A 24,547-nucleotide genomic window follows, 5' to 3' on the forward strand; every position below is an offset into this window, starting at 1 on the left:
CTGTAGGTATAAAATAAAGTTGAATGAATATGGAGCTAATCGAATGAAACCCCTTGCCCTTTTGAGTGTTTCTGATAAAACAGGACTACTCGACCTTGCCCGTGAGCTATCCACCACCTACAATTTTCAGCTAATCAGTAGCGGTGGCACAGCAAAGGCAATCAAGGCGGCAGAGCTTGAAGTTACTAAGGTTTCTGACTATACGGGAGCACCCGAAATTTTGGGCGGACGGGTCAAGACTTTGCACCCGCGCATTCATGGTGGCATTTTAGCGAGACTCGACCTGCCCGAACATCAGCAAGACTTGAATGATAACGCCATCCAGCCAATTCGGATTGTGGTCGTGAACCTCTATCCATTTGAAGAAACGATCGCGAAGCCTAATGTCACCCTCGAAGATGCGATCGAAAATATTGATATTGGGGGACCCACTCTGATCCGCGCTTCGGCAAAAAATTATAAACATGTGGCGGTACTGTCTAATCCTAGCCAATATGCCGAGTTGCTTGAAGAACTCAAAGCAAACAATGGTGAAACGACCCTAGAATTCCGTAAAAAATTAGCAGTTGCCGCCTTTAAACATACCCAGTCCTACGACACGGCGATCGCTAAATACTTGAGTGGTGATTTAGTATCTAATCTTGAGAGTTTAGAAGAGAAGTCTACCAATACCCTTTCTTCTTCCTATACCTTACTGTGTAACAATCCAAAGCCCTTGCGCTATGGTGAGAATCCTCATCAACCTGCCACATGGTATCAAGTGGGAGCAACTCCTAAAGGTTGGTCAGCCGCTCAGCAATTGCAAGGAAAGGAACTCAGCTTTAATAACCTCCTCGATCTCGAAGCAGCTCGCAGCATTATTGCCGAATTTGGTGATGATCAGCCTGCTGCCGTGATCATCAAACACAATAACCCCTGTGGCGTAGCGATCGGCTCAACCATTGCCGAAGCCTACCAAAAAGCCTTTGAAGCCGATTCCACTTCCGCTTTTGGTGGTATCGTTGCCCTCAATCGCCCCATTGATGAAGAGACAGCCCAACTTCTCAACAAAACCTTTTTGGAATGTGTAGTTGCGCCTGCCTGTGTGCCTAGTGTGGCAAGCATTCTCAGCAAAAAACAAAATCTGCGGGTACTAGTTCTATCCGATTTCCATCAAGGTTCCCATGAGACCGTAAAAACGATCGCAGGGGGAATGCTCGTCCAAAGATCCGATGATGAATCGGTCAAGCCTGACACATGGAAAGTCGTTACCCAAAAGCAACCTACCCCCGAACAGTTACAGGAACTAATTTTCGCTTGGAAAGTGAGCCGTCATGTCAAGTCCAATGCGATCGTCATTACCAAAGACTCCACCACGATCGGTATCGGCGCAGGGCAAATGAATCGCGTCGGTTCTGCGAAAATTGCCCTAGAGCAAGCAGGCGAAAAGGCTCAAGGTGCATTTCTCGCTAGCGATGGCTTCTTCCCCTTTGATGACTCGGTGCGGACTGCGGCGGCAGCAGGTATCACTGCGATCGTGCAACCGGGGGGCAGCTTACGCGATGCTGACTCGATCAAGGCGGCCGATGAACTTGGCTTAGTGATGGTACTTACAGGCATTCGCCACTTCTTACACTAAACACCTTAAAAAAGCGCCCTTTGGGCGCTTTTTTTATTTCAAGAATCGAACTAATGCTTCCGCCTTATCCCATGCTGCGCCACTTTGGATGATCTGTGAGGCAATTTCCACACCTTCGTTCCAACTATTTGCAGCACCACCAATCCGCAAAGCTAAACCACTATTGAGAGCTACACAATCCGCTTGAGCGCGATCGCCTTTTCCTTGCAAAACAGCTTTTAAAATATCTGCATTTTCTTGGACATTCCCACCCTTGAGACTCGCTAATGGTGCAGGAGTTAATCCTAAAGATTGAGGATTAATTGCCTCCTCTGTCACCTGACCATTACTCAAAAATGAAATATCCGTAAGATCACCTAAACCTGCTTCATCTAGACCTTCGCGGCTATGCAAAACTACCGCTTGTTGGCGATCGAGCAACCGCAACGCCTCAGCTACGGTATGGGTTAAGCTTTTATTGTAAACTCCTAAAACCTGACCCGTGGGATGGAGTGGATTCACTAAAGGTCCTATTAAATTGAAAACAGTACGCACTCCTAAACTCTTGCGAATTGCACCTACGGATCTCATTGCTGGATGCCAATTCGGAGCAAATAGAAATGTAATGCCTACTGCCGAGAGTGCTTCATAAATTTTTTCGATGGGAGAGGCGAGATGAATGCCGATCGCTTCTAAAACATCTGCGGAACCCGAACGACTGGAAACCGCACGATTTCCATGTTTAGCGACAGGTATCCCTGCTGCTGCTACCACAAAAGCAACTGAAGTGGAAATATTAAAAGTAGAAGCGCCATCACCACCTGTCCCACAGGTATCAATTAAAGGTTTTGAGCGATCAACAATATGACCAAACTGATCATGGGATTTCTGCCCTTCACTTTGAGATTGCAGCACATTCGCCATCGCTGCTAATTCTGAAGCCTCAACTCCTTTTAATTGCAAAGCGATCAAAATTGCTCCCGATAACTCTGGAGCGATCGCACCTTCTAGCCAGCCCTGCATCAGAGATGTTGCTTGTTCACTAGTTAAGGACTGTCGATCAATAAGCTGTTTTAATAGTTGGGACCAATTTTGTTCCATAATTTTCTTGTTAGCTAAATATCTTAGGAAGGACTGCACTTCCTAAAGGATAAGAATACACTGGTTTTTGTAGTACAGAGAAATTTTTGAAAGTGCGGCGAATCTATGCCTTCAAAAATTTCTCTGTACTCTAATTACCAGATTTTCCAGTCACTCCAATTGAGATTGAAAATAGAAGTGTCTGGGAAAGCGATCGCATTATCATTCTGCACTAGAGTTTGCTGTAATTTGGTGAGTAGTGGGTTAACTCTCGGCAAGCTCTCAACTAATTGATAGGGTAAAATACCTTCTGTCAGGGCAAAAGATGCAGTTGTGCCTGCGGCGGCTCCCACTGACCATTCGTAGGAATGGACGCGATAACCTGCGGCGACGATGTAGCTATAGGCAATATTTTTGCCAGAGACGATTAAATTATCGATCTTTTGGGGAATGAGCGATCGCAAAGGGATTTGTCCGGGGAATGCGGCTCCATGACCATTACGAACTCCTGCGCGTTCCGTATTGCCTGATTTTTCGACGGGATATTCACTGAGGCAGGGATGGAAGTCGAGATAATATTGGGCAATGCCGATCGCATCGGGATAAATGGTCGAACGGGTGCGGCGGGAGATTTTTTGTGGCTCCGTATTATTCCGAATCGCACTAGCTGCCTCTAAACCTGCTAAAGCTTTCCATAAATTGCGATAGGCTTCCTGTGAGAGGTTTTGGCGATAGGTTTCCGTACTAAAGTCCACCTGTGACACATCGATTTCAGACATACTGAAGCCTTCAGAATAGCCATAGGAAGGACGACCGATAATTCTTCTTGATTCACGAATATAGGGATATTTGGATAGTCCATGCAGAGTTCCCATTGGCGAGTCAAAGCCCGTCAGTAAGCGATGATTTGGGAAAGGCTTTTTCCAATTAGTTTTTTGTTGGGAGTCGGTTGTGCCAGCCACTAGCCAATAGTAAAAACCGATGGCAATTTCTTCACCACTTTTGAGGGTTGATTGCCTCAAGCCGCCCATCCAGCCATTGGGTTCCAATTGCCCCGATCGCCATAATTGCTCTCTGGAATAAATCAAATTATCTTTGTCCGTGCCGGGGCGATAGTCATTGCCCCAGACCCAGTTCTGCATGGAGATATCACCTGCCTTCATCGATGAAACGCCAAAGGCATTCTTTTTGGGCTGATCAGTTGCAGTACTCCAAATGCGGCGATAGGTAAAAATATTGTCAAAATTGGCGAGACTTGGTTTCGGGTCAGAGCCGTAATAGGGCAAATAGCGATCGTAAAAACTAGGCTTTTGTTGAGGTTGTGCCTCGCTTGACTGCTCCATTGCAAAGGTGTAGGTAAAGCCCTGTGTACAGTAAGCATCATTTTCGGTGACAGGGGATGATGGATTCAGGTGCGATCGCGGATCGATACCGAGACGATAGGGCACATCTGCTAAAGCAATAATTTCACCCGTTTCTGTGGAATCGATCACAAACCAATCACTAGGACGCTTTTGAGAATTTGGGATTGAAGAATTGGTTAAAGGCACAAAACGAATAATTTGTTTTTGTAATCGCGATGAATTTTCGTAGCGATAGGCATCGTCGATGATTTGCGAAAGTGGCTCACTATTTAATGGGGCAGTGTTTGGTGCAGGTCGATGTTGAATGGCGATCGCACTATCAATTAATTTGCCATCAGCGCTAATTTCTAACTTTTTAATAACTGTATTGGGAAACCATTTTAATTTGCCATTACCTTTACGTTCCGCCTCCTGCAACATTTCCACTAATATTTGCTGTGCAGTATTAGGAATAAAACAGGAAACACTTACCCAACAGTCTCCTGCATTTAATTTGCCATATTTCTGTTCGATCCTCTGACGAAATTCGGTATAGCCCTTAGGGAAGTACCAGAGACTACGCTGTTTCTTCGCTTCATCCAGAGCCGAAGTACCTTGAGATGTAATCTGTCCACCGATCCAATCGGTAATCTCTGTCATGCAAACAGTTCGCCCTGCGAGTAATCCCTCATAGGTGGCGGCTGTACCTGCTACACCTCCACCCACAATCAGGATTTCACAATCTTCAGTCTGATCGACTTTGCGAGGAATAGAAGTTTGGTTTGGGGTATTAGCGATCGCATGAGGAACTAGTGCGATCGCTAATGCGATTCCCGTAAAAATCGTGTAATAAGAGAAACGAATTTTAGAAATAATCTTCTTCAAGGGTTTTAGCTGTATTAAATGGGTGATTGCTAAAGCTATCAGGATTGAATTATAGCAATCCTAAGTAAGTTGAGAGAGGCTTCGACTTCGCTCAGCCATCGTATCCTGATGGCTGAGCGAAGTCGAAGCCCTATTTTTCTCATAAATGATTTAGGACTGCTATAGATGCTAATTTGCTTTATCTATCTAAATATAATGAAAAGACAACAAAAAGTATGGCATGTAGCAGTCCTAAATCAGTTGCCAAAAGCATTGGCTTCGGCTTCGCTCAGCCAGCAATAATGAAGCTTTAGCTGAGCGAAGTCGAGACCACTCATATCTCATTAGGGTTGCTATATCTAACATTTGCTCCTTGTGATTCTTTTGCAAAAGCATAAACGAAGCTTAACCGTAAGTTAAATTATAGAAGCAAATTGGAACGTATGATGACCTTCAGTGTGAGAAATAGGCATCATGGTTTACATTAAAAAGTCAGTAACACAACCACTCGTAGCAACATCAGTTCTACTAGCAATCTTCAATATTGGGAACGCCAATGCAGTTGAACTAAAATCAAGTTCAACTTCCCAAAATGCAAGCAATGCAGCCAATATCCTGCAAAAAATCGAAAAAGATACTCTTGTTGAAACTCCAACCTTAGAGTCTGATAAAAACGCTCAAAATGTTACATCTGTATCTCAACTTACAGATGTCAAGCCCACCGATTGGTCATTTACCGCTTTACAATCTTTAGTAGAAAGATATGGATGTATCGCTGGCTATCCTGATCGCACCTATCGTGGCAAAAAAGCCCTATCTCGTTATGAGTTTGCAGCAGGTCTCAACGCTTGTCTAGACAAAATCAACGAAATTATTTCTGCTGGTTTAGCTGACAAAGTTAGCAAGGATGACCTAGCAGCTATTAAAAAACTTCAAGAAGAGTTTGCTGCTGAGCTTGCTACCTTGCGAGGAAGGGTAGATGCTCTGGATGCCAAAGTAACTAAACTGGAAGCTCAGCAATTCTCGACAACTACCAAACTCAATGCCACAGTAATTTTTGCCCTTGCTGATACCTTTGGCGGTGTAGGAACAGGAACTAACGCTCAAAATCCTCAAAAAACTACTGATGCGACTAACCTCAATTTCTCCTATCGTGCGAGATTGAACTTTGACACCAGCTTTACAGGGAAAGATTTACTGCGTACCCGTTTACAAGCTGGTAACAATCCAAACTTGGGTAATGCAACTAATACCCAAATGGCGCGTTTAGCCTTTGCCCAAGATACAGTTAATGTATTTCAGATTGATAAGTTCTACTACAGATTCCCAATTGGCAATAGCGCAACTGCTTACGCTGGTGTCAGCAAATTAGATCCAGATGATATCGCCGATACTCTCAATCCATATTATGAGAGTAGTGACAAAGGTGCTTTATCAAGATTTGGTCGTTATGATCCATTGATTTTCCGTGGTCCTTCAGGAGCAGGTATTGGATTCTCCTATAAAGTTGCACCAGAATTTACAGTTGCAGCTAGCTATTTAGCTAATTCTGACACTGCTGCTAATGCGACTGGACAGGCTGGCTTATTTGGTGGTGGCTACATTGCTAACTTGCAAATGGTTTATGCTCCAACATCAAATTTGAAATTTGGATTGGCATATGCCCGTAGTTTTGAGCCTGGAAGTAACGTCAATTTTGCTCAAAACACTGGCAGTAACTTTGGCAACAAGCCATTTGCTACTGGTACTGGTAATGGTACTGGATTTGATACATCTGCTGATCGCTATGGTGCTCAATTTAATTGGCTAGCATCCAAAAGCTTTAACTTAGGCGGCTGGGTTAGTTTTGCTAATGCTCGCCAAGAATCAGGCGCAGGTGTAGGTAACACTGCTAATTTATTTAACTGGGGAGTTACCCTTGCATTCCCAGACCTATTTGCTACTGGCAATACAGGCGGTATCATTTTTGGACAGCCTCCCAAGGTAACTTCTAACACGAATGCCGCACGGATTGATCCAGATACTTCATACATTTTGGAATTGCAATACAACTTCCGTGTTAGCAAAAATATCTCGATTACCCCTGGCATCTTTGCGGTATTTAACCCCAATCAAAATGCTTTAAACCCTACCACTTGGGTAGCAACTGTTAGAACTCTATTCAGTTTCTAACCGATGTTACGTGGAACCCTCATCCCCCACCCCCTTCTCCCGCAGGAGAAGGGGAGCAGAACCCATATTATTTTCTTGTTCCCCTCTCCTGCAGGAGAGGGGCTAGGCGATGCACTGAGCCAGTCGAAGTGGGTGAGGGCTGTAGAAACTTCTACGTAACAACAATTTCTAACTTAACGGTTTTCATTTTGCCTACGGCAAAAAACAAAAACCTTATTGAAATTGATTGTTTTGTTTTCAAATGAGCCTAGGCTCATTTGAAAACAGCTATATCTTCTAGCTTGAGCTTCTAAATCCATGAAAATTCAGCGCCTTCTTAATTCCTCTTTATTTCGATTTATTGTCTTTGCGATCGCTAGTTGTAGTCTGATTGTTTTATTGACAAACCAGCCTGTTTTCTCAAAAAACGATGAGTCAGTATTTTCTGATAAAGATGTGGACTTTTCGTTTGTTGTCGTTGGCTGTAACCGTGTCGATAAAGCAGATATTGCTAAAACTAGTCCTAGCACTGCCAATATCGAACAACTCAAGCGGACTTTTAAGGAGGTGTCTGAATTATCGCCTCCCCCGAAATTTCTGTTTTTCGCGGGGGATCTCGTCATGGGTTATACCTCTGATGTGAAGACCCTTGAATCCCAATTAAAAGGTTGGCGCGATCTCTATGAGAATTCGCCCTTGGCATCGAGTAAAACTACCTTGATTCCAATTACAGGCAACCATGAAACCCAAAACGAGAAGAAGGCATCCTATGAAGGTGCAGAAAAAGCTTGGTTAAAGGTCATGGCTCCCTACTTGAAGTATGCGGGAAATGGTCCTCACGCTGGTGGTAAAGATAATCTCAAAACTGATCAAAGTAAGTTGACCTATTCCTTTGATTACAAAGGAACCCATTTCGTTGTTCTTAATACTGACCCCGTTGGTCGTGATTGGAGCGTGCCAAAGGAATGGATTGCCAAGGATCTGGCGACAGCTAAGTCTCGTTTTGCTAAGCATATTTTTGCGATCGGACATAAGCCCGCCTATGCCTATCCCAACAATCTGTACAGTCAGCCAGAAGATAAGGAAGATGGATTAGGCAGGTTATATCCTGAGGATCGGGATCAGTTTTGGACAAGTCTGGTCGCTAATAAAGCAGAAGCTATGCTGGCGGCGCATAATCATGTTTATTCTCGCGCCAAGCCTAAGGGCAATACTTGGCAAATCATCGCTGGTAACGGTGGCAGCAAGCTCGACAAGTTAATTGACCAATCAAAAAATAATGCCTTTGGTTTTACGGTCATCAGTGTGATGAAAGACAATCACATAATGGTGACAAGTTATGGGCGTGATGTTCCCAAAGAAGGCTACCTTGCACCTAGCGAAAAATACCCTACAACCATTCGCGATCGCGGCGACATTACTTGGAATAACTAATCCGCAGGATATGCCCTACTTTGCAGGGCATATGCCCATCTAAAAAAATCTTTAATCATTACTCAAAAATATGACGATCAAACGTAGAGACTTCCTAACTTTCTTAGGTGGTATGGGCGGAGCGATGCTATTTGATGCAGTGCCTCGCAATCCTAATATCCCTAGATTCTCCATGCCCTTTATGGGTTCTGAGTCAAGCAATCAAGCATTTGCGGCAAACTCCTCACAACTGAGCTTCAAACCAATTAAGGGTGTGATGCCATTAGTCACAGATGCGATCGCGCCATCACGGCAGAGTCAAGCTTACAAAAATGTGGAAGTGGTTGACGATCTCGTTTTGCCTGAGGGCTTTGTTTACGATGTAATTGCGGCATGGGGCGATCGCGTTGGCGATTCACGTTTTGGCTATAACAATGACTATCTCTCCCTCGTTGAAACCAGCAATAACGAAGGTTATTTAACCGTCAATTTTGAATATATTAGTCGCACTCCTTGGGAACAAGCCTATGAGAAGGTAATTGGCAAGTCTTTGCCTTTTAAGGAAGTCGATGCAGCACTTAAGGCGGCAGATAAACAGGAGATTGATGTATGGTCACTTGCAGATAGCGATCCTCTCAAATCTCAAATTGCCTTAATTGCGAAGGAAGCTTTAACTGATGTGGGTATTGGTGTGATTTCGGTACGCCGTAATCCTGATGGTAAATGGGTACGTACAAATTCCTCTGCGGATCGACGTATTACAGGACTCTCTGGATTAGAAGATGGTCGCTATCTCAAATCAACTGGCCCCGCCGTCGCTATTTTCCGCAAAGAGAAAGGATTGGGCTATACCGATCAACTAGGCGATCGCATTATTGGGACATTTCATAACTGTGCAGGGGGAACTAGCCCTTGGGGAACAGTATTTAGTGCTGAAGAAAATTATCAAGAGTTCGTACCAGAGGCGGTGATGGCTGATGGAACCTCTTTATCCCCTAGCAAAAAGAAATTTTCTCAAGATAATGTTGATCTATTTGGTGTTGCTAGTGTATTTGGCTTGGCAGGTAATAAGTATGGATGGATGGTCGAAATCGATCCCGCCAATCCCAATGACTACGGTACTAAGCACACATGGTTAGGACGTTTCCGCCATGAAGCAGTGGGTATTCGCGCCGAAGCAGGTAAACCCTTAGTGTTTTATTCTGGTTGCGATCGCCGAGGTGGACATCTCTATAAATTTGTCAGCACAGGTATTGTCAAAGATCCTAAAGATAAAGCGAACTCTAAACTTTTGGAATCAGGAATGCTCTATGCCGCCAAGTTTAATGCTGATGGCAGTGGTAGCTGGATTGCGCTGAAAACTTCGACAGCGATTAATCCTCATAAATTGGATGTTCTGGGTGGCAAGATGTTACCGCTTCCCCAACGTCCTGAAGGTGGAGTTTTTAAAGCCACTAAAGAAGAAGAGATTGCGGAATTTAAGTCTAAGTTTAAGACTTTAGGTGATCTTTATACGGGTAGCGATCGCGAAAAGCAAGGGGCAATCCTGATCGATGCTCACTATGCTGCTAATGCTGTTGGTGCAACCTGTACCGCTCGTCCCGAAGATACCGAAATCGCTCCTGATGGTTCTCTATTTATTGCCTTTACCTCTGGTTCTACAAGTTCCAGTGATGGTAGTCCCGATCTACGCATCTTTAAGGGAGCCGATGGCAAGGCATATGAATATGGCTGGATCATGCGCCTCAATGAAGATGCGAATAAACCTGAAGCCATGAATTTTAAATGGTCGATGGTTGCCACAGGTGGCGAACCTGCCGAGGGTGGTCTGGGCTTTACCAATCCTGATAACTTAGCGATCGATCGTGGTGGCAATATCTGGATGGTCACAGATATCTCTAGCGATAAGTACAATCTTGCCATCCCCAATCGCAAGGATAAGTCTGACAAGCCTGTTAGTCAGTCTAATCTACGTGGTCTCTATGGCAACAGTTCGATTTGGGTTATGCCAACATCTGGCAAAGATATGGGCAAGGCTTATCTATTCGGCTTTGGCCCAATGGAATGTGAAACGACGGGACCATTTTTCTCTCGCGATCAGCAGACGCTTTTCCTCTCGGTACAACACCCTGGGGAAGTGACAGGCGTTCGTAAGGACATGGCATTTGAGTCGCGAAAATTTGCGATGCGAACCACAAATGGTAAGGAGTTTATGCAAACTCGCAAAGTCCCCATCGGTTCCAACTGGCCATCACGCAAGCCTAATGATTCACCAAAACCTGCGGTAGTTGCCATTCGCAAGATTGATAATACTGCGATCTAATAAGTAGCTCAGCTCGACAAATGCTGCCAAATGGGAGGATTCACTTTGCGATTCTTTCCGTTTGGCAGCATTGTTGCTATCTAGTGAGTTTTAGAATACTTTTAGCTTTAGTTTGGTAAAAATCAGTATTAAAAGCGATCGCATCAAATAATCTCTGCAAAAGGCGATCGCTATTCGATGAGTGCTACCATCAGTAGTATTGTGAGTAGTATAAAATAGTTGTGAAAGTATCTATTTCTCTGCCAGATGAGTTAGTTCACTACGTTGATGATCGCGTAGAAAATCGCAGTCGGCTCATTGAGGGGTTACTACAAGCATGGCGGAAGCAGCAGGAAAAGCAGGCGATGGTTGAGGCTTGTTTGTTGTTAGATGAGTTGTCAAATGATGAGGAAGCGACATGGCAGCAAGCGGCGATTATCGATTGGGAAGTATCTGGCTAGTAAGTTTCGATCCTTCGATTGGTACAGAAATTCGCAAAACTCGTCCTGCGGTGATTATTTCTGGAACTGCTTTTAATCAGCGTAGTAAGTTAACTGTGTTACCGATTACTTCTGCTAATCCTAGCGATCGCCTACTGCCAGTGATTGTGCCTTTGATTCCTTCTGTTACGAATAGGCTTAGCAGTAATAGTTTTGTGGTCAGTGTCAATCCGATGACTTTTGATAAACGTAGATTGATTCAATGTCTTGGACAGGTAGAACCGAATCAATTGGAAGAAATACAACAGATTTTGGTTAGGTATTTAGAAATTTAACTAGAAACGATATTTTAAAAAGCGATCACACTTTTACTAAAAAGACGAAATAACTTTTGTATATTGAACCTTTGCTCTCTGTTTAAAACTAGCAAAGTCAATAACTTCTGAAGTTCTTGCGGCTTCCCAAATTTCGTTGACGATCTCAGTCAATGCTGGTATTACAAGTAAAATATATTGCCCCACGCCTTTGTCACTTCTGCCTCCAACCTTCATCGCAGAAGGCATTTTTTCTGAAAAATCTTGCCAGTCTTGTTGAATCCAAAATACTTCATCATCTATTACGACAAGCTGTTTATCCCTTAAATTATCGTCAAATCCACTCTTGTTCAGAAATTCCACTATTTTGCGGACGGTCTGAAGTGATATTTCTTGCCGAAGGTGCTTGATTGCACGAATTTCAAGAATTTGTTCCCAAGTATAAATAACGGTAGGTTTGCGAGACTTGCCAATCCTTTGAGGTATCACAAGCTCTTTCATTTCTAAATACTGAAGCCGATTTGATGTAGTTTCGGTAAGAGCTAGAGTTTCTGATCGTGTAAAACCTTCTATAAGAACCATAAGTTGAAGGGCAGTATTAATGTATTACCTTTTGACAAGTTTATAATACATTTGATTAGAATTTACATTTGAAGTGATATTATCTTTGTAAAGTAGCTTTAATCTAGATAGCTAAACTAAATCTAGATTTTTCAAGAAATAGCTCATTGATTATTTAATTTAAATTGATCTTGAGTGCAATTGGTTTGGAATTATGTCGCAGTCTGGGATGCTAGAACTAGCTCACAAAAAACTTTATTGGCCGAAACCTGAGCAGATCTGGGAACCTAGTGGCTCTGGTCCAAAGGTTTATGCTCAATTGGCTAAAGAAAAAATTGAAGAAAAAATCACGAGAGACAAGCAAAAATTCCCAGATGCAAAAGGTGCAAAAGTTAGTGTCTTGGCGGCTAACCCAGAAGGTGATGAAACAGAATCACCGATTGCAATTATATGTCAATTTACTAGATCTGTCTCTTCAGTAACAATTAAAGAAGTACATAGATTAGCATGGAGCTTTAGTCGGGCGCGATCACTAATCACAATAGAACCGAGCTTAATTCGAGTTTGGTCTTGCTGTGAACCACCTACAGAAGAAGAGGAACTTAAAGAGGTTGCAAGTGTAACTAAGGCTCATCTTTCTGAACAAGCTGATCTTTCTGAGCAAGCAGCAAATGCTCTGCAATGGGTTGAGTTAGTCTCTGGGAATTTTTTCCAAAACCATGAGAATCGGTTTAAAAGAAGTGGTGCTGCCGACCAAATGCTATTGGACAATCTCAAGGAAGTTAGACAACAGCTTGAGGTTGATGGTTTGGATGTTGAAACTATCCATGACCTACTAGCAAGAATTATTTTTATTCAGTTCTTATTTCAGAAGCAAGATTCTAAAGGTGAACCTGCTCTGAATGAAAGGATTTTGCAAGATTTGCATTCACAAGAAGTTTTATCTAAATCTTATAGGAAATTATCTGAGATTCTTGATAACTTTGATGATACTTACAGTCTTTTTCGTTGGTTGAATGACAAGTTTAATGGAGATTTATTTCCAGGGAAAGGTGAAACAGAAGAAGAACGTGAATCTGAATGGCAAGAAGAAATACAAAAAGTTAGAGTAGAAGAAAACCGATATCTAAAAAAGCTTGCAGATTTTGTCAGAGGAGATCTAAAGATGCAAGATGGACAATTTTGCTTGTGGAAATATTATTCTTTTGATGTTATTCCGCTTGACTTCATTAGCAGTATTTATGAAGAGTTTGTTAATAAAAAAGCAGGAGAAGGTGTTCACTATACCCCAGAATATATTGTTGATTTTATCTTGGATGGCGTTCTTCCTTGGGAGCAAACAGAATGGGATCTCAAAATCTTAGATCCTGCTTGTGGTTCTGGAATCTTTTTGGTAAAAGCTTTCCAGAGATTGATTTACCGATGGGAATTAGCTCATGATAATGAAAGAATTTCAGCAAATGTTTTAAGATATTTGCTTGAGAATAATATCTTTGGTGTTGATATTGATAAAGAAGCGGTTAGGGTTGCATCTTTTAGTCTCTATATGACGATGGTAGATAGTATTGATCCTCTAAAATATTGGGAAAACCAAGTTCGGTTTCCTCGATTAAGGAACCAAAGACTAATTCATTCAGATTTTTTTGCAGAAGATAAAGAAGGATTTCGTACCGATCAAGATGCTGAGACTTATGACTTGGTGTTGGGTAATGCGCCTTGGGGCGATGGGACACTTACACCCTTAGCGTCTGAATGGCAAAAGAGAGATAAAGGTCGGTGGTTTGTTCCTGATAAAAATATTGGTCCGCTATTTTTACCCAAAGCGGCTGTTTTGACCAAACCAGGTGGGCAGATATCGATGATGCAACCTGTATTCATACTAATTTTGAGTCAACTAGGTACTGCAAAGGAGTTTAGAAATAATTTATTTTCAGAATATTGTGTTGAAGAGATTATTAATCTAGCAATTTTACGATTTGAGATTTTTAAAAATGCAATTTCTCCAGCTTGTATTATTACTCTTTCTGTACAAAAGCCTAATATTGAACATTTAATTGTTTATATATGCCCTAAACCTAGTTGCAGCAATGAAGATAACTACTACATAAAAATTGAGCCGCAAGATATTAACACCATATATTTACAAGAAGCTATATGTCAACCTTTGGTATGGACTGTTTTAATGTGGGGAGGTAGACGAGATTTAAATCTGATACAACATTTAGCTAGACATGAAAGCTTATCTAAATATGAGGAAAAAGGTCTTGTGAAAACGCGACAAGGCGTAATTCCAGGAGATAGGAAAAAGCATCAAGAAGAACTACTTGGAAGAAGAAGAATATGGCAAGCCAAGTTCCCTCAAAATACTTTTCTAAAGCTAAATGCTAAAGATCTACCTATTAATAAAGATCCAATGACTCACTCAAGAGATTCAACGAATTTCTCAGCGTTTGAAATTCCGCAGCTTATTCTTAAGCAAAGTTGGCAGGCTTCAAGTAAGCGATTTCGAGCTGCTATTATTGAACCTGATGAAGATAGTCATCAAGGTGTTATTTGTTCTGAAACTTGTGTGAGCGTTCATATACCTGACGATTATGCTGATCTTCTTAAGACTGCATGTCTAATTTACAACAGTAGAATAGCAGTATATTACTTATTTCTATTAAATGCTTCTTTTGCTTCTGAGCGCCCAAAAGTTACTGTGGGAAACTTGTTAAGTGTGCCAATTGTACAAAGAGAAGGATTAAATTTAGATGTTGTCAAAACTTATGATGATGTTGACAGAATTGCAGGTGAATTATTTGCTCTTAAAGATAGTGAATATGTACTAATTAATGATCTTATAAACTATACACTAGCAGATTTCAAAGGGGATAAATTTTCTCCAGGAAGACTGAAAACTCAGCGTTTTGGTCAAACTTTACTTGATAATAACGAAGAACCAGAACTTAAAGAATATTGTGACTATTTTTTGCGTGTAATTAAGGGTGGATTTGGACAGGATAAGAAGGTATGTGCAGATATCTTTCAGGAAGAAACAAATCATCGTCTCCCTGTTAGGTTAGTAGCAATATATCTAAACAAGTCAATTCATGATGGAATCAAGATAGAACCTATTAACTCTCAAGACTTACTCAATCGATTGGAGCAATTGAATAAATTATTTATGGCACAACCTAGTTCTGATAATGGAGGAATTTTTTATCAGCGTGTAGCCAGAATATATACCTCGACTATTTGGAATGGTGAGCAAGTACCAACAGTGTATTTGGTTAAACCAGACAAAATTCGTTATTGGACTCGTTCTATGGCTTTGCGCGATGCGGATGAAGTTTCCGCAGATATCATGCTGGGAAAAGCAAATTTAAACCAAGAGTCGGGGGCGTTACCTTAGTAGTATGGTTAAACGAAGGCAAACAATACCCGAAGCTAGATGGTCTCAAACGGAAGATTTTGTGGAATTGGCTTTAGCTTGGAAGAATGATGCAACTAAAACTCTTTGGGAATATGTTTGGCAAGGCTGGGACTGTTACTCTACAGAAATCCTATCAAAAATCGATTTGTTAGAAGCTGACGAGCAGATTGAAAGGATGATTACACAAGATCTGGAACTAGATATTCGTCGTGTAATGTCAGGATATGAACCTTTTACAATTCAACATGAGAGATTTGAAGGAGAATTAAGAACTGTAGCTCCAGCAAGACCAAAACAATGTGATTTGTCCTTTGTATGGCTTGATAATCGTAGGATTACTTATCCTATCGAAGCGAAAGTATTAAAATCTGATAGTAATACTGGGGTTAAAGCCTATGTCGAAGAAATTGCTGAAAATTTTTTAAAGTTTAGATACGCTCCATTCTCAAGTGAAGGAGGATTGCTTGGCTATCTTCTTCAAGGAAGTTCTAAAATAGCTTTTAAAAATATTGAAATAGCAATTTCCTGTACTTTATCCGATCATCCAGATTTTGTGGAACGCGATCACAAGATTTCAGATCATCAGCGTGTAGTTCCAGAAGATAAAACATATCCAGACAAATTTCGCTGTCATCATTTGCTTTTACAATTGAACAAGGAACCCAATGTCAAACAAGCACCTAGAAAAAGAAAAAGCTCCAAAAAATTGAGCGATTAGTTTTACTTGTAAGGCTTGCTTGATAGCGATCGCTAGATGTAAAAATTTAGCGATCATATTAAAAATATAAAAGTTACAATACAGCTATAACTAACTCTCACGAAGGAACGTAGCAATTATGACAGAGTTACTCGATCGCACAATTACTAAACTAAAAACACTATCTGTCGAGCAACAAGACGCGATCGCCATGATAATTTTAGAAGAACTCGAAGATGAAATTCAATGGAATAATTCATTTGAAAGTTCCCAAGACCTACTCGCAAAACTAGCTAAAGAAGCAATATCTGAATACAATGCAGGCAAACCTCAAGAAGATGAACGAAGCCGATCACAACTCACCACAGATTAATTCAGATATCCAAGAAACAGCACAAAAACTCTTTAGCGAAATTAGTCAGCTTATTGACGCAGCTAAACAACGCGCCGCCATTGATCTTATTAGAAATGCCGAACTTGTACACAAATCTGAAGACCCCATTCGGCATCATTTAGAACAACTGCGTCAAGAGCAGCAAATATCCACAGACTTACTGCTAAAAGATCCCTACATCCTAGACTTTTTAGATATAAGCGATCGCTACTATGAAAAAGACCTCGAAGATGCCATCCTGCGCGATATTGAGAAATTCTTATTAGAACTTGGAGCAGGATTTACCTTTATCGCAAGGCAAAAACGTATCCAAATCGATAACGATGACTTTTATATTGACCTGCTGTTCTATAACCGCAAACTCAAACGCCTTGTTGCGATCGACCTCAAACTCGGCAACTTTCGCCACGAATATAAAAGCCAAATGGAACTTTATTTACGTTGGCTTGCCAAATATGACCAAGAGAGCGATGAACTTCCACCATTGGGAATCATTTTATGTGCAGGTAAAAAACAAGAACAGATTGAACTACTCGAACTAGACAAAAGCGGTATCCATGTTGCTGAATACCTCACCGTATTACCACCAAAAGAACTACTCCAAGCAAAGCTTCAACAAGCGATCGCCTCAGCACGTCGGCGATTACCTTCATCGGAACAGGATTGATATGTTTTGCAGCGATCGCTAGATGTAAAAATTTAGCGATCGCTAGCAAGCAAACCGTTGCTCCGATCGCTACGCAGTCGAAACAACAATCTACTTAGTACAAACTAGCAACATAGGACGCATAGCCGTTATACATTTGCGTAGCATAGCGATCGCCTGTTCCTAACATTTTTTCACTCGCCTGAGACCAGCGTGGATGCGGGATATTCGGATTGACATTCGCAGCAAAATCATATTCTTCGGGAATACGAGTGTTCCAAAATGTTGCGGGCTGGCGATCGCTAAATTCGATTTTCTCAATGGACTTGATACTCTTGTAACCATATTTCCAAGGCAAAACTAATCGAATCGGAGCACCATGCTGTTTCGGTAATTCATGACCGTAAATACCCACAGCCATAAAAGCCAATTCATTCATCGCTTCTTTGATCGTTAATCCTTCCGTATAGGGCCAAGGCTGATTGTGCAAAATCTGTCTGCTTGCCTGTTCAGTACGCAAAAATGTGGTGAACTTGACATGAGTAGCATTTGCTTTCGGTTCCACTAACTCGATTAATCGCTTTAAAGGGAAGCCCAGCCAAGGTACTGCCATTGCCCAAGCCTCCACACAGCGATGGCGATAGAGCCTCTCCTCGATGGGCATTTTGGCGATTAAGTCCTCGATCGCAAATTTCTGAGGTTTCGCTACCAGTCCTGTGACTTCTATCGTCCAAGGATGGGGCTGAAATTTATCCACATATTTCCATACATCTTTATCACCACTGAACTCATAGAAATTGGTATAGACAGCCGCACTATATTCTTCCGTAATTGGGCGATCGAGGGTAAAGGCAAGATTGCGAGAGGCAGTAATTGCTTTCAGTCGTTCATTAGATATCTGTTGCTTGACGATCGCTTTTTTCTCTTCGAGGGTTTGACAACCTGCCAGCAAACCGATCATGCTCAGGCTCCCTAGACCAGCATTCTTTAAAAATCGGCGGCGATTCAGGTACACCGATTCTGACGTGGCTTGACTTTCGGGCAGAAACCAATCAGGAAGAATTTTGATCAAGGTCATGGTTATAATTCCTAAAGCAATTTGCGATGAAACCTGCCATAGCGTATACCAATCGGTATTCCCGCCAAAGGCGGGAATACCGATTGCTTGCTGTAAAAGCGCTATATTTACCATTATGAACCGAGAAGATTTGCGATCGCTAGAAATTGCCAACTATCCAGTTGCAGGAGTTGATGAAGTTGGTCGAGGTTGCCTTTTTGGTGAAGTGGTCGCCGCAGCAGTAATTTTGCCTATCGAGAAAATGGCATATTTAGCAGATTTAGGTGTAACTGATAGCAAAAAACTGTCGGCATCAAAGCGTGATCAGTTAGACAAGATCATTCGTGAAATAGCGATCGCCTATGCAATTGGGACTGCCTCGGTTGCAGAAATCGATCAAATCAATATTCTCGCCGCCAGTTTATTAGCAATGGAAAGGGCAATTTCTCAACTCAATCCACAGCCGAAGCATTGCTTAGTTGATGGTAATCAGCCTTTACGCTTTCAACTCATTAAGCCTATTCCCCAAACAACCGTAGTTCAGGGTGATTCCTTATCGATTTCCATTGCGGCGGCGAGTATTGTGGCAAAGGTATGGCGCGATCGCCAAATGATCGAACTTGCCAAAACCTATACAGGATATGACATTGCCACTAATAAAGGCTATGGAACTCCTAAACATCGAGAAGCGATTAAGAACCTTGGTTACACCGACCTCCATCGTCAAACATTTAAAATCCGTGCAGCAGAATAATTTATAGATTTTTAGGAGTTGCTTAGCAACTCCTAAAAATCTATAAATTATTCTCACATTCCTGAAAAGCTAAACGTAAAGCTCCCAAAGTCTTAGCAATATCATTAGAACTATACATTCCTGTTTCATAGACTTCGTTGGTAAGGGTAAGTTTATAAAATATCCATCCTTGCCCATTAGTAACAATTCCCAAAACATCAATCTCTTTTCCTGCTTGCCGATTTTCCCATTGACAAGCTTGCATTTCTACTAAGCATTGAGCTAAACCCTGCTCAAAGTCATCGCGTTTAGCTTCGACAATACATAGGAATGGTGTATCTAAATAGTCTTGCCTAGCGGCAATTAAATAGTCAGCATTGCCAATTAAAATATCACTTTCTATTTTGCCGCCTTTCCATATTTTGAGTTTGTCAATACTATCCATTGCTTCTTCGCAAAAAGCATCGATCAGCAGCTTTTTAGATTCCTCATAACTCCGCAAATCGAAATTTCGATGCAAGCGCTCCAATCTTTTGATAAAAAATTCGCTAGGAGCGATCGCTAAATCTGGTAATTCCCAATGGGTTAAAGTTTTGATACCTAATTGCTTATAAGCAGATGCTAGATCAAAGCTAGAGAAGCTCTTTTTTTTAGATTTTGATGGTTTAGTCTGTTTCATCAGATATAACTTGCTATCTTAAGGTTTGCCTACATCCTAACTAAACTAATGTGAATGATGGCAAGTCGTAGCTTTGCCCAAATTATGCTTAGTCTCAAGTTTTTGGTGTAAGTTTTGGTGCAAGATTTACGCTTTGTAAAGTTATAATTGAGCGTTAGCCCCAATAACTATGTAAATAATAAATAGATAAATATGGCAGAGGTTACTTTTTTTAACGCCCTCAGAGAGGCGATCGATGAGGAAATGGAGCGCGATCCAGCCGTTTATGTTCTAGGCGAAGACGTGGGGCATTATGGCGGCTCCTACAAAGTAACCAAAGACCTTTACAAGAAATACGGTGACTTGCGCCTCCTCGATACCCCGATCGCCGAAAACAGTTTTACAGGCTTAGCGATCGGCTCAGCCATGACAGGCTTGCGCCCCATCGTTGAAGGCATGAACATGGGCTTCTTGCTCCTTGCCTTTAACCAAATTTCTAACAACGCAGGGATGTTGCGCTATACCTCTGGTGGTAACTTCAAAATCCCCATCGTCATTCGTGGTCCTGGTGGTGTCGGTCGCAACCTCGGTGCAGAACATTCTCAACGTCTTGAAACCTATTTCCAAGCAGTTCCGGGGATTAAGATGGTGGCTTGCTCCACACCTTACAATGCTAAAGGTTTACTAAAATCGGCGATTCGCAACGATAATCCGATCCTATTCTTCGAGCATGTGTTGCTATATAACCTCAAGGAAGATATTCCCGATGAGGAGTATTTACTGCCCCTAGATAAGGCGGAAATCGTGCGCGAAGGCAGCGATGTGACGATTCTCACCTATTCGAGAATGCGCTATCACGTTCTCAAGGCTGTTGAGACCCTCGTTGATAAGGGCTACGATCCTGAAGTAATTGACTTGATTTCCTTGAAGCCTCTCGATCTGGAAACCATCGTCACCTCCTTACGGAAAACCCATCGCATTGTCATCGTTGAAGAAGGAATGCGTTGCGCCAGTATCGGTTCCGAAATCATCGCTTCGATCAATGACCATTACTTTGATGAGTTGGATGCGCCAATTGTCCGTCTTGCCGCTTTGGATGTACCTACTCCCTATAATGGCGGATTGGAGAACCTAACAATTCCTCAACCTGAAGATGTAATTGCAGCAGTTGAGAAGTTACTAGCCTAATGACAACTCAAAAAAAAGCGGCACTTCGTGCCGCTTTTTTTTGAGTTGTGCGTTAAATTAAAACCCAAATAAGTGAAGGCGGCACTTCGTGCCGCCTTCACTTATTTGGATTTTATGTCCTAAGCAAAACTTACTGGAGTTTAGACTAAAAGATGTAAGAAAGGCAGAGTAAAAGAGATACAAACTGCCTAAAGTAGATGAAAAGTAAAGAGACATCTACAGCCATGATTATTGATAAACTACAGGAATTTCGTCAACAGGCATATAAATTTTTAGGGAACGGAAGAGATGCCATATTAGACTTGATGGATGCAGTATTGACGAGTCCAAGAGTGAAATCATTTGCAGAATTATCATTATCAGCAGTGTATCGACGGAAATGGTCAAGCCTGTATGAATCATTAAAAGACAGTCGTCCAAACCGAGGAAAGCTGAGACGATTATGTGTGGAACAAATCCCGAAAGCCATCCGCCCATTACTAGCAGGAGACCATACAGGATGGGGAAGACCGCATGCCAAAACGCTAAGAGACAGGATTTTTGTGCATCAACCGAATTTGGTAGAAGGGAACAAACCAATTGTGTTAGGGCACGACTACAGCACCTTGGCATGGATACCAGAAATGTCAGGGAGTTGGGCGATTCCGTTATGTCATGAACGCATCAGTAGTTTTGAGACAGCAGCCCAAAGAGGTGCATTCCAACTGAGGCAAGTATGTCGCGATTTGACAGCAAGACCGATCGCCACGTACGACAGTGAATATGGCAGTGCCACCTTCATAAATTTGACCGAGGATATCCCCGTAGATTTACTACTGCGACTACGCCCGAATCGATGCTTATACAAAGCTCCTGCCCCCTATAGTGGCTGTGGTCGTCCCCGCAAGCATGGGGATAAATTCCAACTTGCCAATGCTGATAGTTGGGGAGAGCCATCGGCAACTTTTAGCTTAGAGGATGAGACTGTCGGACAAGTGCTAATCCAGCAATGGTCTGATTTACACTTTAAAAAAGCATCCCAACGACATTTCCAAGTTATGCGAGTTACCCATCCCCATTGCTCTGGTTTGTGGTTAGCTTGGGTGGGTGAGCAAATGCCATCTTTAGAGCAGATTTGGAGACTGTACTTACGCCGTTTTGCCATCGACCATTGGTATCGCTTTGCCAAACAACGTTTACATTGGACTCTGCCTCAATTACTGACTCCTCAACAGGCTTTGCGCTGGAGTGACCTCATGCCTCTATTGTCTTGGCAGTTATGGTTGGCGCGTCAACTGGTTATTGATACTCCTTTGCCTTGGCAAAAAACTCAAACCAATCTTACTCTTGGTCGTGTTGCTCAGGGCTTTGCTGCACTTTTAGTTAGGATTGGCTCTCCTGCTTGTTCTCCCAAACCTCGTGGTAAGTCTCTTGGCTGGAATTCTGGGCGTAAGCGGTCTCCTTTTCCTCGCTTTCCTGTCATCAAAAAACACGCCTCCCGTCCGAAAAAGGTCAATAAAGACAACCTTAATTCCTAACCTTCAATATTCTCCTTTTCTCTCTCTTCGTTTTGCTCAGTTCTCCATTTTATGGGTTACTTTTTCCTGCTCTTTTTCTGTTTCTCTTAATCAACTTAGTCTAAATTCCAGGCTCTCAAGATAGGACTAGAATAAATCTGAGTAATCTGCAAACCAGACAATTGATCGGCTAATAATTTAGCTTGATTAATTCCATTCTCAGTTAGAGGATGTTTGCAGCCAGTGTTAGAAAACTCATGGAGCAGGTTAGCAATACTTTCACCATGACGGACAAAATAGAGTTTTAGCATCACACTTTCTAGCAGACATATCACCATATCAATATCAATCCCCATAATAAGCTGCCAATTATGGTGAAAACTGCTAGGATAATATTGTCGTTATTACAATTTGTATTAACATCTATGGGTTCCAAAACCTACTCACTTGCTCCTGCGAAAATTGGCAATTCTCTTGGCTTTAGGTTGCCAGTATCGTTTTATCGCGATCATCCTCGGTTTGCTAATGCAACAGGATGGGTAGAGGTTCTAACTGACGATACGCTTTTGGTTAAGTTGGAACCAGTTACAAATGAGTCAGAAAGTAATGAAGAAAATAACGAATTAATGCTTAGTTTGTTTTTGGACTTTATCACTAAGGATGCTCTCAAAAATAGTGATCGCCTTGAAGCTTATACAGAAGTGATGGCTCAAGATGATGATGAACTCCTTGAAGGGGTTGAAATCGATTGATGAGTGCAATCATTCGCAATGGTTGGGAAATTACTTCCATCGAAATTTTTTTGGTGAACAAAGACGGCAACTAAAGGAACAGGTCAGACAATTAAAGGCGAATCTACCGCCTGAAGTGTTTGTTAAACATCCTACGGTTAAATTGCTTGCTGCTGTAATGGTGGGGATTAAGGAAAAAATAGTTATCGATCCGTTTGCACCTCAATTTGCACTCAAGGGTGCGCTGAAGCATTATGGACGATTGAAGGGAATGGGGCTAAGCGATCGCTATCGGCTCTTTTTTCGAGCTTTTGAGGCAGAAAATCGAAAGGTTTTGATTGTTCTCTGGTTGGGATTTCCGCGTAAGGAAGGTGATAAAAATGATTGTTATGAAGTTTTTTCGCGGATGGTGCATAATGGCGATTTCCCTGAGAATTTAGAACAACTCCTTGCGGAAACTGATGTTATTTAATCTCTCGGTTTGTATTTAACGCCCCAAGTGCAGAAGAGTTCGACGGCGATCGCAACAATAATCTCTACAAATGGCGATCGCAATTCGACGTGTGTGCTACCATCAGTAGCATTATGAGTAGTATAAAATAGCTATGAAAATATCTATTTCTCTTCCAGATGAGTTAGTCCACTACGTTGACGATCGCGTAGAAAATCGCAGTCGGCTCATTGAGGGGTTACTGCAAGCATGGCGGAAGCAGCAGGAAAAGCAGGCGATGGTTGAAGCTTGTTTGTTATTAGATGAGTTGTCAAATGATGAGGATGCGGCATGGCAGCAAGCGGCGATTATCGATTGGGAAGTATCTGGTTAGTAAGTTTCGATCCTTCGATTGGTACAGAAATTCGCAAAACTCGTCCTGCGGTGATTATCTCTGGAACTGCTTTTAATCAGCGTAGTAAGGTAACTGTGTTACCGATTACTTCTGCTAATCCTAGCGATCGATTACTGCCAGTGATTGTGCCTTTGATTCCTTCTATTAATAATGGTCTTAGCAGTAATAGTTTTGTTGTCTGTATCGATCCGATGACTTTTGATAAACGTAGGTTGATTCAATGTCTTGGTCAAGTAGAAGCGAATCAATTGCAAGAGATACAACAGATTTTAGTTAGGTATTTGGAACTTTAATCAGGTTCTATTATTTGTTGAAGTGCCTTAGCGATCGCTTCATATTGTTGAGGTGTGAAGATGCCGCGATAAATTTAACGGGTAGCCCTTCTTGTAGTTCTCCTTCTTGCCATTCATAGGATTCATAATTATCTAAACCTGACAGGTCGCTCTCTAGCCAGTCTGTATCTTCTTGAGTGCGTGAGTTTTCAGTTTGCCATACGAGATAGTTTAAAAAGCTAAGCACTTCTCGCAGTTTGTCATCAGGGATAATTTCTAAGCGTTGCACTATCTCGTTTTTAATTGTGTTCATACTACTTTTCTCGATCCACGTTCAAGTTAGTTTTAGT

The 24,547-nt window shown here is 41.9% G+C and carries 22 protein-coding genes and 2 pseudogenes; 17 read left to right on the forward strand and 7 right to left on the reverse strand.

Annotated features, from left to right (window positions below; translation table 11 throughout):
* Nucleotides 1-43 precede the first annotated feature (43 nt).
* Complete coding sequence (purH, locus tag HC246_RS02250; protein WP_169361972.1) at nucleotides 44-1,618, forward strand: bifunctional phosphoribosylaminoimidazolecarboxamide formyltransferase/IMP cyclohydrolase; 1,575 nt, start codon at nucleotides 44-46, stop codon at nucleotides 1,616-1,618.
* Nucleotides 1,619-1,651: 33 nt separating this feature from the next.
* On the opposite strand, the gene trpD is transcribed toward purH, so the two are convergent.
* Nucleotides 1,652-2,698 carry an anthranilate phosphoribosyltransferase gene (trpD, locus tag HC246_RS02255; RefSeq protein ID WP_169361973.1) on the reverse strand — a complete coding sequence of 349 codons (1,047 nt, stop codon included), beginning with the start codon at nucleotides 2,696-2,698 and terminating at the stop codon, nucleotides 1,652-1,654.
* A gap of 134 nt (nucleotides 2,699-2,832) precedes the next feature.
* Nucleotides 2,833-4,905, reverse strand: coding sequence for an FAD-dependent oxidoreductase (locus HC246_RS02260; protein ID WP_211167602.1), 2,073 nt, complete (start codon nucleotides 4,903-4,905; stop codon nucleotides 2,833-2,835).
* A 453-nt stretch (nucleotides 4,906-5,358) separates the two neighbouring features.
* Between HC246_RS02260 and HC246_RS02265 the strand changes: the two genes are divergently transcribed.
* The 5 genes from HC246_RS02265 (at nucleotide 5,359) to HC246_RS02285 (ending at nucleotide 11,525) form a co-directional block, all read left to right on the forward strand.
* Nucleotides 5,359-7,056, forward strand: a complete 1,698-nt coding sequence (locus HC246_RS02265) for an iron uptake porin (protein ID WP_169361974.1) — start codon at nucleotides 5,359-5,361, stop codon at nucleotides 7,054-7,056.
* A 297-nt stretch (nucleotides 7,057-7,353) separates the two neighbouring features.
* Nucleotides 7,354-8,469 carry a metallophosphoesterase family protein gene (locus HC246_RS02270; RefSeq protein ID WP_169361975.1) on the forward strand — a complete coding sequence of 372 codons (1,116 nt, stop codon included), beginning with the start codon at nucleotides 7,354-7,356 and terminating at the stop codon, nucleotides 8,467-8,469.
* A 70-nt stretch (nucleotides 8,470-8,539) separates the two neighbouring features.
* The gene (locus HC246_RS02275; RefSeq protein WP_169361976.1) at nucleotides 8,540-10,771 is read left to right on the forward strand and encodes a PhoX family protein; all 2,232 of its coding nucleotides are present in this window, start codon (nucleotides 8,540-8,542) and stop codon (nucleotides 10,769-10,771) included.
* 221 nt (nucleotides 10,772-10,992) lie between these two features.
* The gene (locus HC246_RS02280) at nucleotides 10,993-11,211 is read left to right on the forward strand and encodes a ribbon-helix-helix domain-containing protein (protein ID WP_263972423.1); all 219 of its coding nucleotides are present in this window, start codon (nucleotides 10,993-10,995) and stop codon (nucleotides 11,209-11,211) included.
* Entirely contained in the window at nucleotides 11,169-11,525 is a 357-nt protein-coding gene (locus HC246_RS02285; RefSeq protein ID WP_211167603.1) for a type II toxin-antitoxin system PemK/MazF family toxin, read from the forward strand. Before HC246_RS02280 ends, HC246_RS02285 begins: the two co-directional genes overlap by 43 nt.
* A 36-nt stretch (nucleotides 11,526-11,561) precedes the next feature.
* Here HC246_RS02285 and HC246_RS02290 read toward each other — a convergent pair whose 3' ends face one another.
* Complete coding sequence (locus tag HC246_RS02290) at nucleotides 11,562-12,086, reverse strand: MerR family transcriptional regulator (RefSeq protein WP_169361977.1); 525 nt, start codon at nucleotides 12,084-12,086, stop codon at nucleotides 11,562-11,564.
* A 193-nt stretch (nucleotides 12,087-12,279) separates the two neighbouring features.
* On the opposite strand from HC246_RS02290, the gene HC246_RS02295 reads away from it, so the two are divergent.
* The 4 genes and pseudogenes from HC246_RS02295 to HC246_RS02310 all read left to right on the forward strand — a co-directional run.
* Nucleotides 12,280-15,459, forward strand: a complete 3,180-nt coding sequence (locus HC246_RS02295; protein ID WP_169361978.1) for an HsdM family class I SAM-dependent methyltransferase — start codon at nucleotides 12,280-12,282, stop codon at nucleotides 15,457-15,459.
* A gap of 61 nt (nucleotides 15,460-15,520) precedes the next feature.
* Complete coding sequence (locus tag HC246_RS02300) at nucleotides 15,521-16,198, forward strand: hypothetical protein (RefSeq protein WP_211167604.1); 678 nt, start codon at nucleotides 15,521-15,523, stop codon at nucleotides 16,196-16,198.
* A 118-nt stretch (nucleotides 16,199-16,316) separates the two neighbouring features.
* Nucleotides 16,317-16,550 carry a hypothetical protein gene (locus HC246_RS02305; protein ID WP_169361979.1) on the forward strand — a complete coding sequence of 78 codons (234 nt, stop codon included), beginning with the start codon at nucleotides 16,317-16,319 and terminating at the stop codon, nucleotides 16,548-16,550.
* 160 nt (nucleotides 16,551-16,710) lie between these two features.
* Nucleotides 16,711-17,238: pseudogene (locus tag HC246_RS02310) on the forward strand (PDDEXK nuclease domain-containing protein); the annotation flags it as partial.
* A 94-nt stretch (nucleotides 17,239-17,332) separates the two neighbouring features.
* Here the strand turns inward: HC246_RS02310 and msrP are convergent.
* Nucleotides 17,333-18,295 (reverse strand): protein-methionine-sulfoxide reductase catalytic subunit MsrP, encoded by a 963-nt coding sequence (msrP, locus tag HC246_RS02315; protein WP_169364423.1) that lies wholly within the window; start codon nucleotides 18,293-18,295, stop codon nucleotides 17,333-17,335.
* A gap of 115 nt (nucleotides 18,296-18,410) precedes the next feature.
* Here msrP and HC246_RS02320 point away from each other — a divergent pair, with 115 nt between their 5' ends.
* A complete protein-coding gene (locus HC246_RS02320; protein ID WP_169361981.1) occupies nucleotides 18,411-19,028 on the forward strand; it encodes a ribonuclease HII in 618 nt (205 codons plus the stop codon).
* A gap of 40 nt (nucleotides 19,029-19,068) precedes the next feature.
* Here HC246_RS02320 and HC246_RS02325 read toward each other — a convergent pair whose 3' ends face one another.
* On the reverse strand, nucleotides 19,069-19,686 hold the full coding sequence (locus HC246_RS02325) for a hypothetical protein (protein ID WP_169361982.1): 618 nt from the start codon (nucleotides 19,684-19,686) through the stop codon (nucleotides 19,069-19,071).
* Between the two features lie 192 nt (nucleotides 19,687-19,878).
* On the opposite strand from HC246_RS02325, the gene HC246_RS02330 reads away from it, so the two are divergent.
* Nucleotides 19,879-20,853, forward strand: a complete 975-nt coding sequence (locus tag HC246_RS02330; protein ID WP_126387672.1) for an alpha-ketoacid dehydrogenase subunit beta — start codon at nucleotides 19,879-19,881, stop codon at nucleotides 20,851-20,853.
* Between the two features lie 224 nt (nucleotides 20,854-21,077).
* Nucleotides 21,078-22,370 carry an NF041680 family putative transposase gene (locus HC246_RS02335; RefSeq protein WP_169364424.1) on the forward strand — a complete coding sequence of 431 codons (1,293 nt, stop codon included), beginning with the start codon at nucleotides 21,078-21,080 and terminating at the stop codon, nucleotides 22,368-22,370.
* A gap of 95 nt (nucleotides 22,371-22,465) precedes the next feature.
* On the opposite strand, the gene HC246_RS02340 is transcribed toward HC246_RS02335, so the two are convergent.
* Nucleotides 22,466-22,705, reverse strand: a complete 240-nt coding sequence (locus HC246_RS02340; RefSeq protein ID WP_169361983.1) for a histidine phosphatase family protein — start codon at nucleotides 22,703-22,705, stop codon at nucleotides 22,466-22,468.
* A gap of 69 nt (nucleotides 22,706-22,774) precedes the next feature.
* Here HC246_RS02340 and HC246_RS02345 point away from each other — a divergent pair, with 69 nt between their 5' ends.
* From HC246_RS02345 to HC246_RS02360, 4 genes and pseudogenes are all read left to right on the forward strand, one after another.
* Nucleotides 22,775-23,101, forward strand: a complete 327-nt coding sequence (locus tag HC246_RS02345) for a hypothetical protein (protein ID WP_169361984.1) — start codon at nucleotides 22,775-22,777, stop codon at nucleotides 23,099-23,101.
* Between the two features lie 8 nt (nucleotides 23,102-23,109).
* Nucleotides 23,110-23,552: pseudogene (locus HC246_RS02350) on the forward strand (type II toxin-antitoxin system YhaV family toxin).
* 133 nt (nucleotides 23,553-23,685) lie between these two features.
* Nucleotides 23,686-23,904, forward strand: coding sequence for a ribbon-helix-helix domain-containing protein (locus HC246_RS02355; RefSeq protein WP_169361985.1), 219 nt, complete (start codon nucleotides 23,686-23,688; stop codon nucleotides 23,902-23,904).
* Nucleotides 23,862-24,218 (forward strand): type II toxin-antitoxin system PemK/MazF family toxin, encoded by a 357-nt coding sequence (locus HC246_RS02360; protein ID WP_211167606.1) that lies wholly within the window; start codon nucleotides 23,862-23,864, stop codon nucleotides 24,216-24,218. Before HC246_RS02355 ends, HC246_RS02360 begins: the two co-directional genes overlap by 43 nt.
* Nucleotides 24,219-24,228: 10 nt before the next feature.
* Here HC246_RS02360 and HC246_RS02365 read toward each other — a convergent pair whose 3' ends face one another.
* Nucleotides 24,229-24,510: a hypothetical protein gene (locus HC246_RS02365; protein WP_169361986.1), complete on the reverse strand. Its 282-nt coding sequence runs from the start codon at nucleotides 24,508-24,510 to the stop codon at nucleotides 24,229-24,231.
* Nucleotides 24,511-24,547 lie beyond the last annotated feature (37 nt).

The sequence above is a fragment of the Pseudanabaena yagii GIHE-NHR1 genome, from assembly GCF_012863495.1.
Lineage (GTDB): Bacteria > Cyanobacteriota > Cyanobacteriia > Pseudanabaenales > Pseudanabaenaceae > Pseudanabaena > Pseudanabaena yagii.

Bases quoted from the DNA above. Each gene is read 5' to 3' on its own strand.
- HC246_RS02340 (WP_169361983.1), bottom strand. From the start codon at position 22,705: ATGGGGATTGATATTGATATGGTGATATGTCTGCTAGAAAGTGTGATG.
- purH (WP_169361972.1), top strand. From the start codon at position 44: ATGAAACCCCTTGCCCTTTTGAGTGTTTCTGATAAAACAGGACTACTC.
- HC246_RS02355 (WP_169361985.1), top strand. From the start codon at position 23,686: ATGAAAATATCTATTTCTCTTCCAGATGAGTTAGTCCACTACGTTGAC.
- HC246_RS02305 (WP_169361979.1), top strand. From the start codon at position 16,317: ATGACAGAGTTACTCGATCGCACAATTACTAAACTAAAAACACTATCT.
- HC246_RS02320 (WP_169361981.1), top strand. From the start codon at position 18,411: ATGAACCGAGAAGATTTGCGATCGCTAGAAATTGCCAACTATCCAGTT.
- HC246_RS02365 (WP_169361986.1), bottom strand. From the start codon at position 24,510: ATGAACACAATTAAAAACGAGATAGTGCAACGCTTAGAAATTATCCCT.
- HC246_RS02270 (WP_169361975.1), top strand. From the start codon at position 7,354: ATGAAAATTCAGCGCCTTCTTAATTCCTCTTTATTTCGATTTATTGTC.
- HC246_RS02275 (WP_169361976.1), top strand. From the start codon at position 8,540: ATGACGATCAAACGTAGAGACTTCCTAACTTTCTTAGGTGGTATGGGC.
- HC246_RS02325 (WP_169361982.1), bottom strand. From the start codon at position 19,686: ATGAAACAGACTAAACCATCAAAATCTAAAAAAAAGAGCTTCTCTAGC.
- HC246_RS02265 (WP_169361974.1), top strand. From the start codon at position 5,359: ATGGTTTACATTAAAAAGTCAGTAACACAACCACTCGTAGCAACATCA.
- trpD (WP_169361973.1), bottom strand. From the start codon at position 2,698: ATGGAACAAAATTGGTCCCAACTATTAAAACAGCTTATTGATCGACAG.
- msrP (WP_169364423.1), bottom strand. From the start codon at position 18,295: ATGACCTTGATCAAAATTCTTCCTGATTGGTTTCTGCCCGAAAGTCAA.
- HC246_RS02335 (WP_169364424.1), top strand. From the start codon at position 21,078: ATGATTATTGATAAACTACAGGAATTTCGTCAACAGGCATATAAATTT.
- HC246_RS02290 (WP_169361977.1), bottom strand. From the start codon at position 12,086: ATGGTTCTTATAGAAGGTTTTACACGATCAGAAACTCTAGCTCTTACC.
- HC246_RS02360 (WP_211167606.1), top strand. From the start codon at position 23,862: ATGGCAGCAAGCGGCGATTATCGATTGGGAAGTATCTGGTTAGTAAGT.
- HC246_RS02285 (WP_211167603.1), top strand. From the start codon at position 11,169: ATGGCAGCAAGCGGCGATTATCGATTGGGAAGTATCTGGCTAGTAAGT.
- HC246_RS02295 (WP_169361978.1), top strand. From the start codon at position 12,280: ATGTCGCAGTCTGGGATGCTAGAACTAGCTCACAAAAAACTTTATTGG.
- HC246_RS02330 (WP_126387672.1), top strand. From the start codon at position 19,879: ATGGCAGAGGTTACTTTTTTTAACGCCCTCAGAGAGGCGATCGATGAG.
- HC246_RS02345 (WP_169361984.1), top strand. From the start codon at position 22,775: ATGGGTTCCAAAACCTACTCACTTGCTCCTGCGAAAATTGGCAATTCT.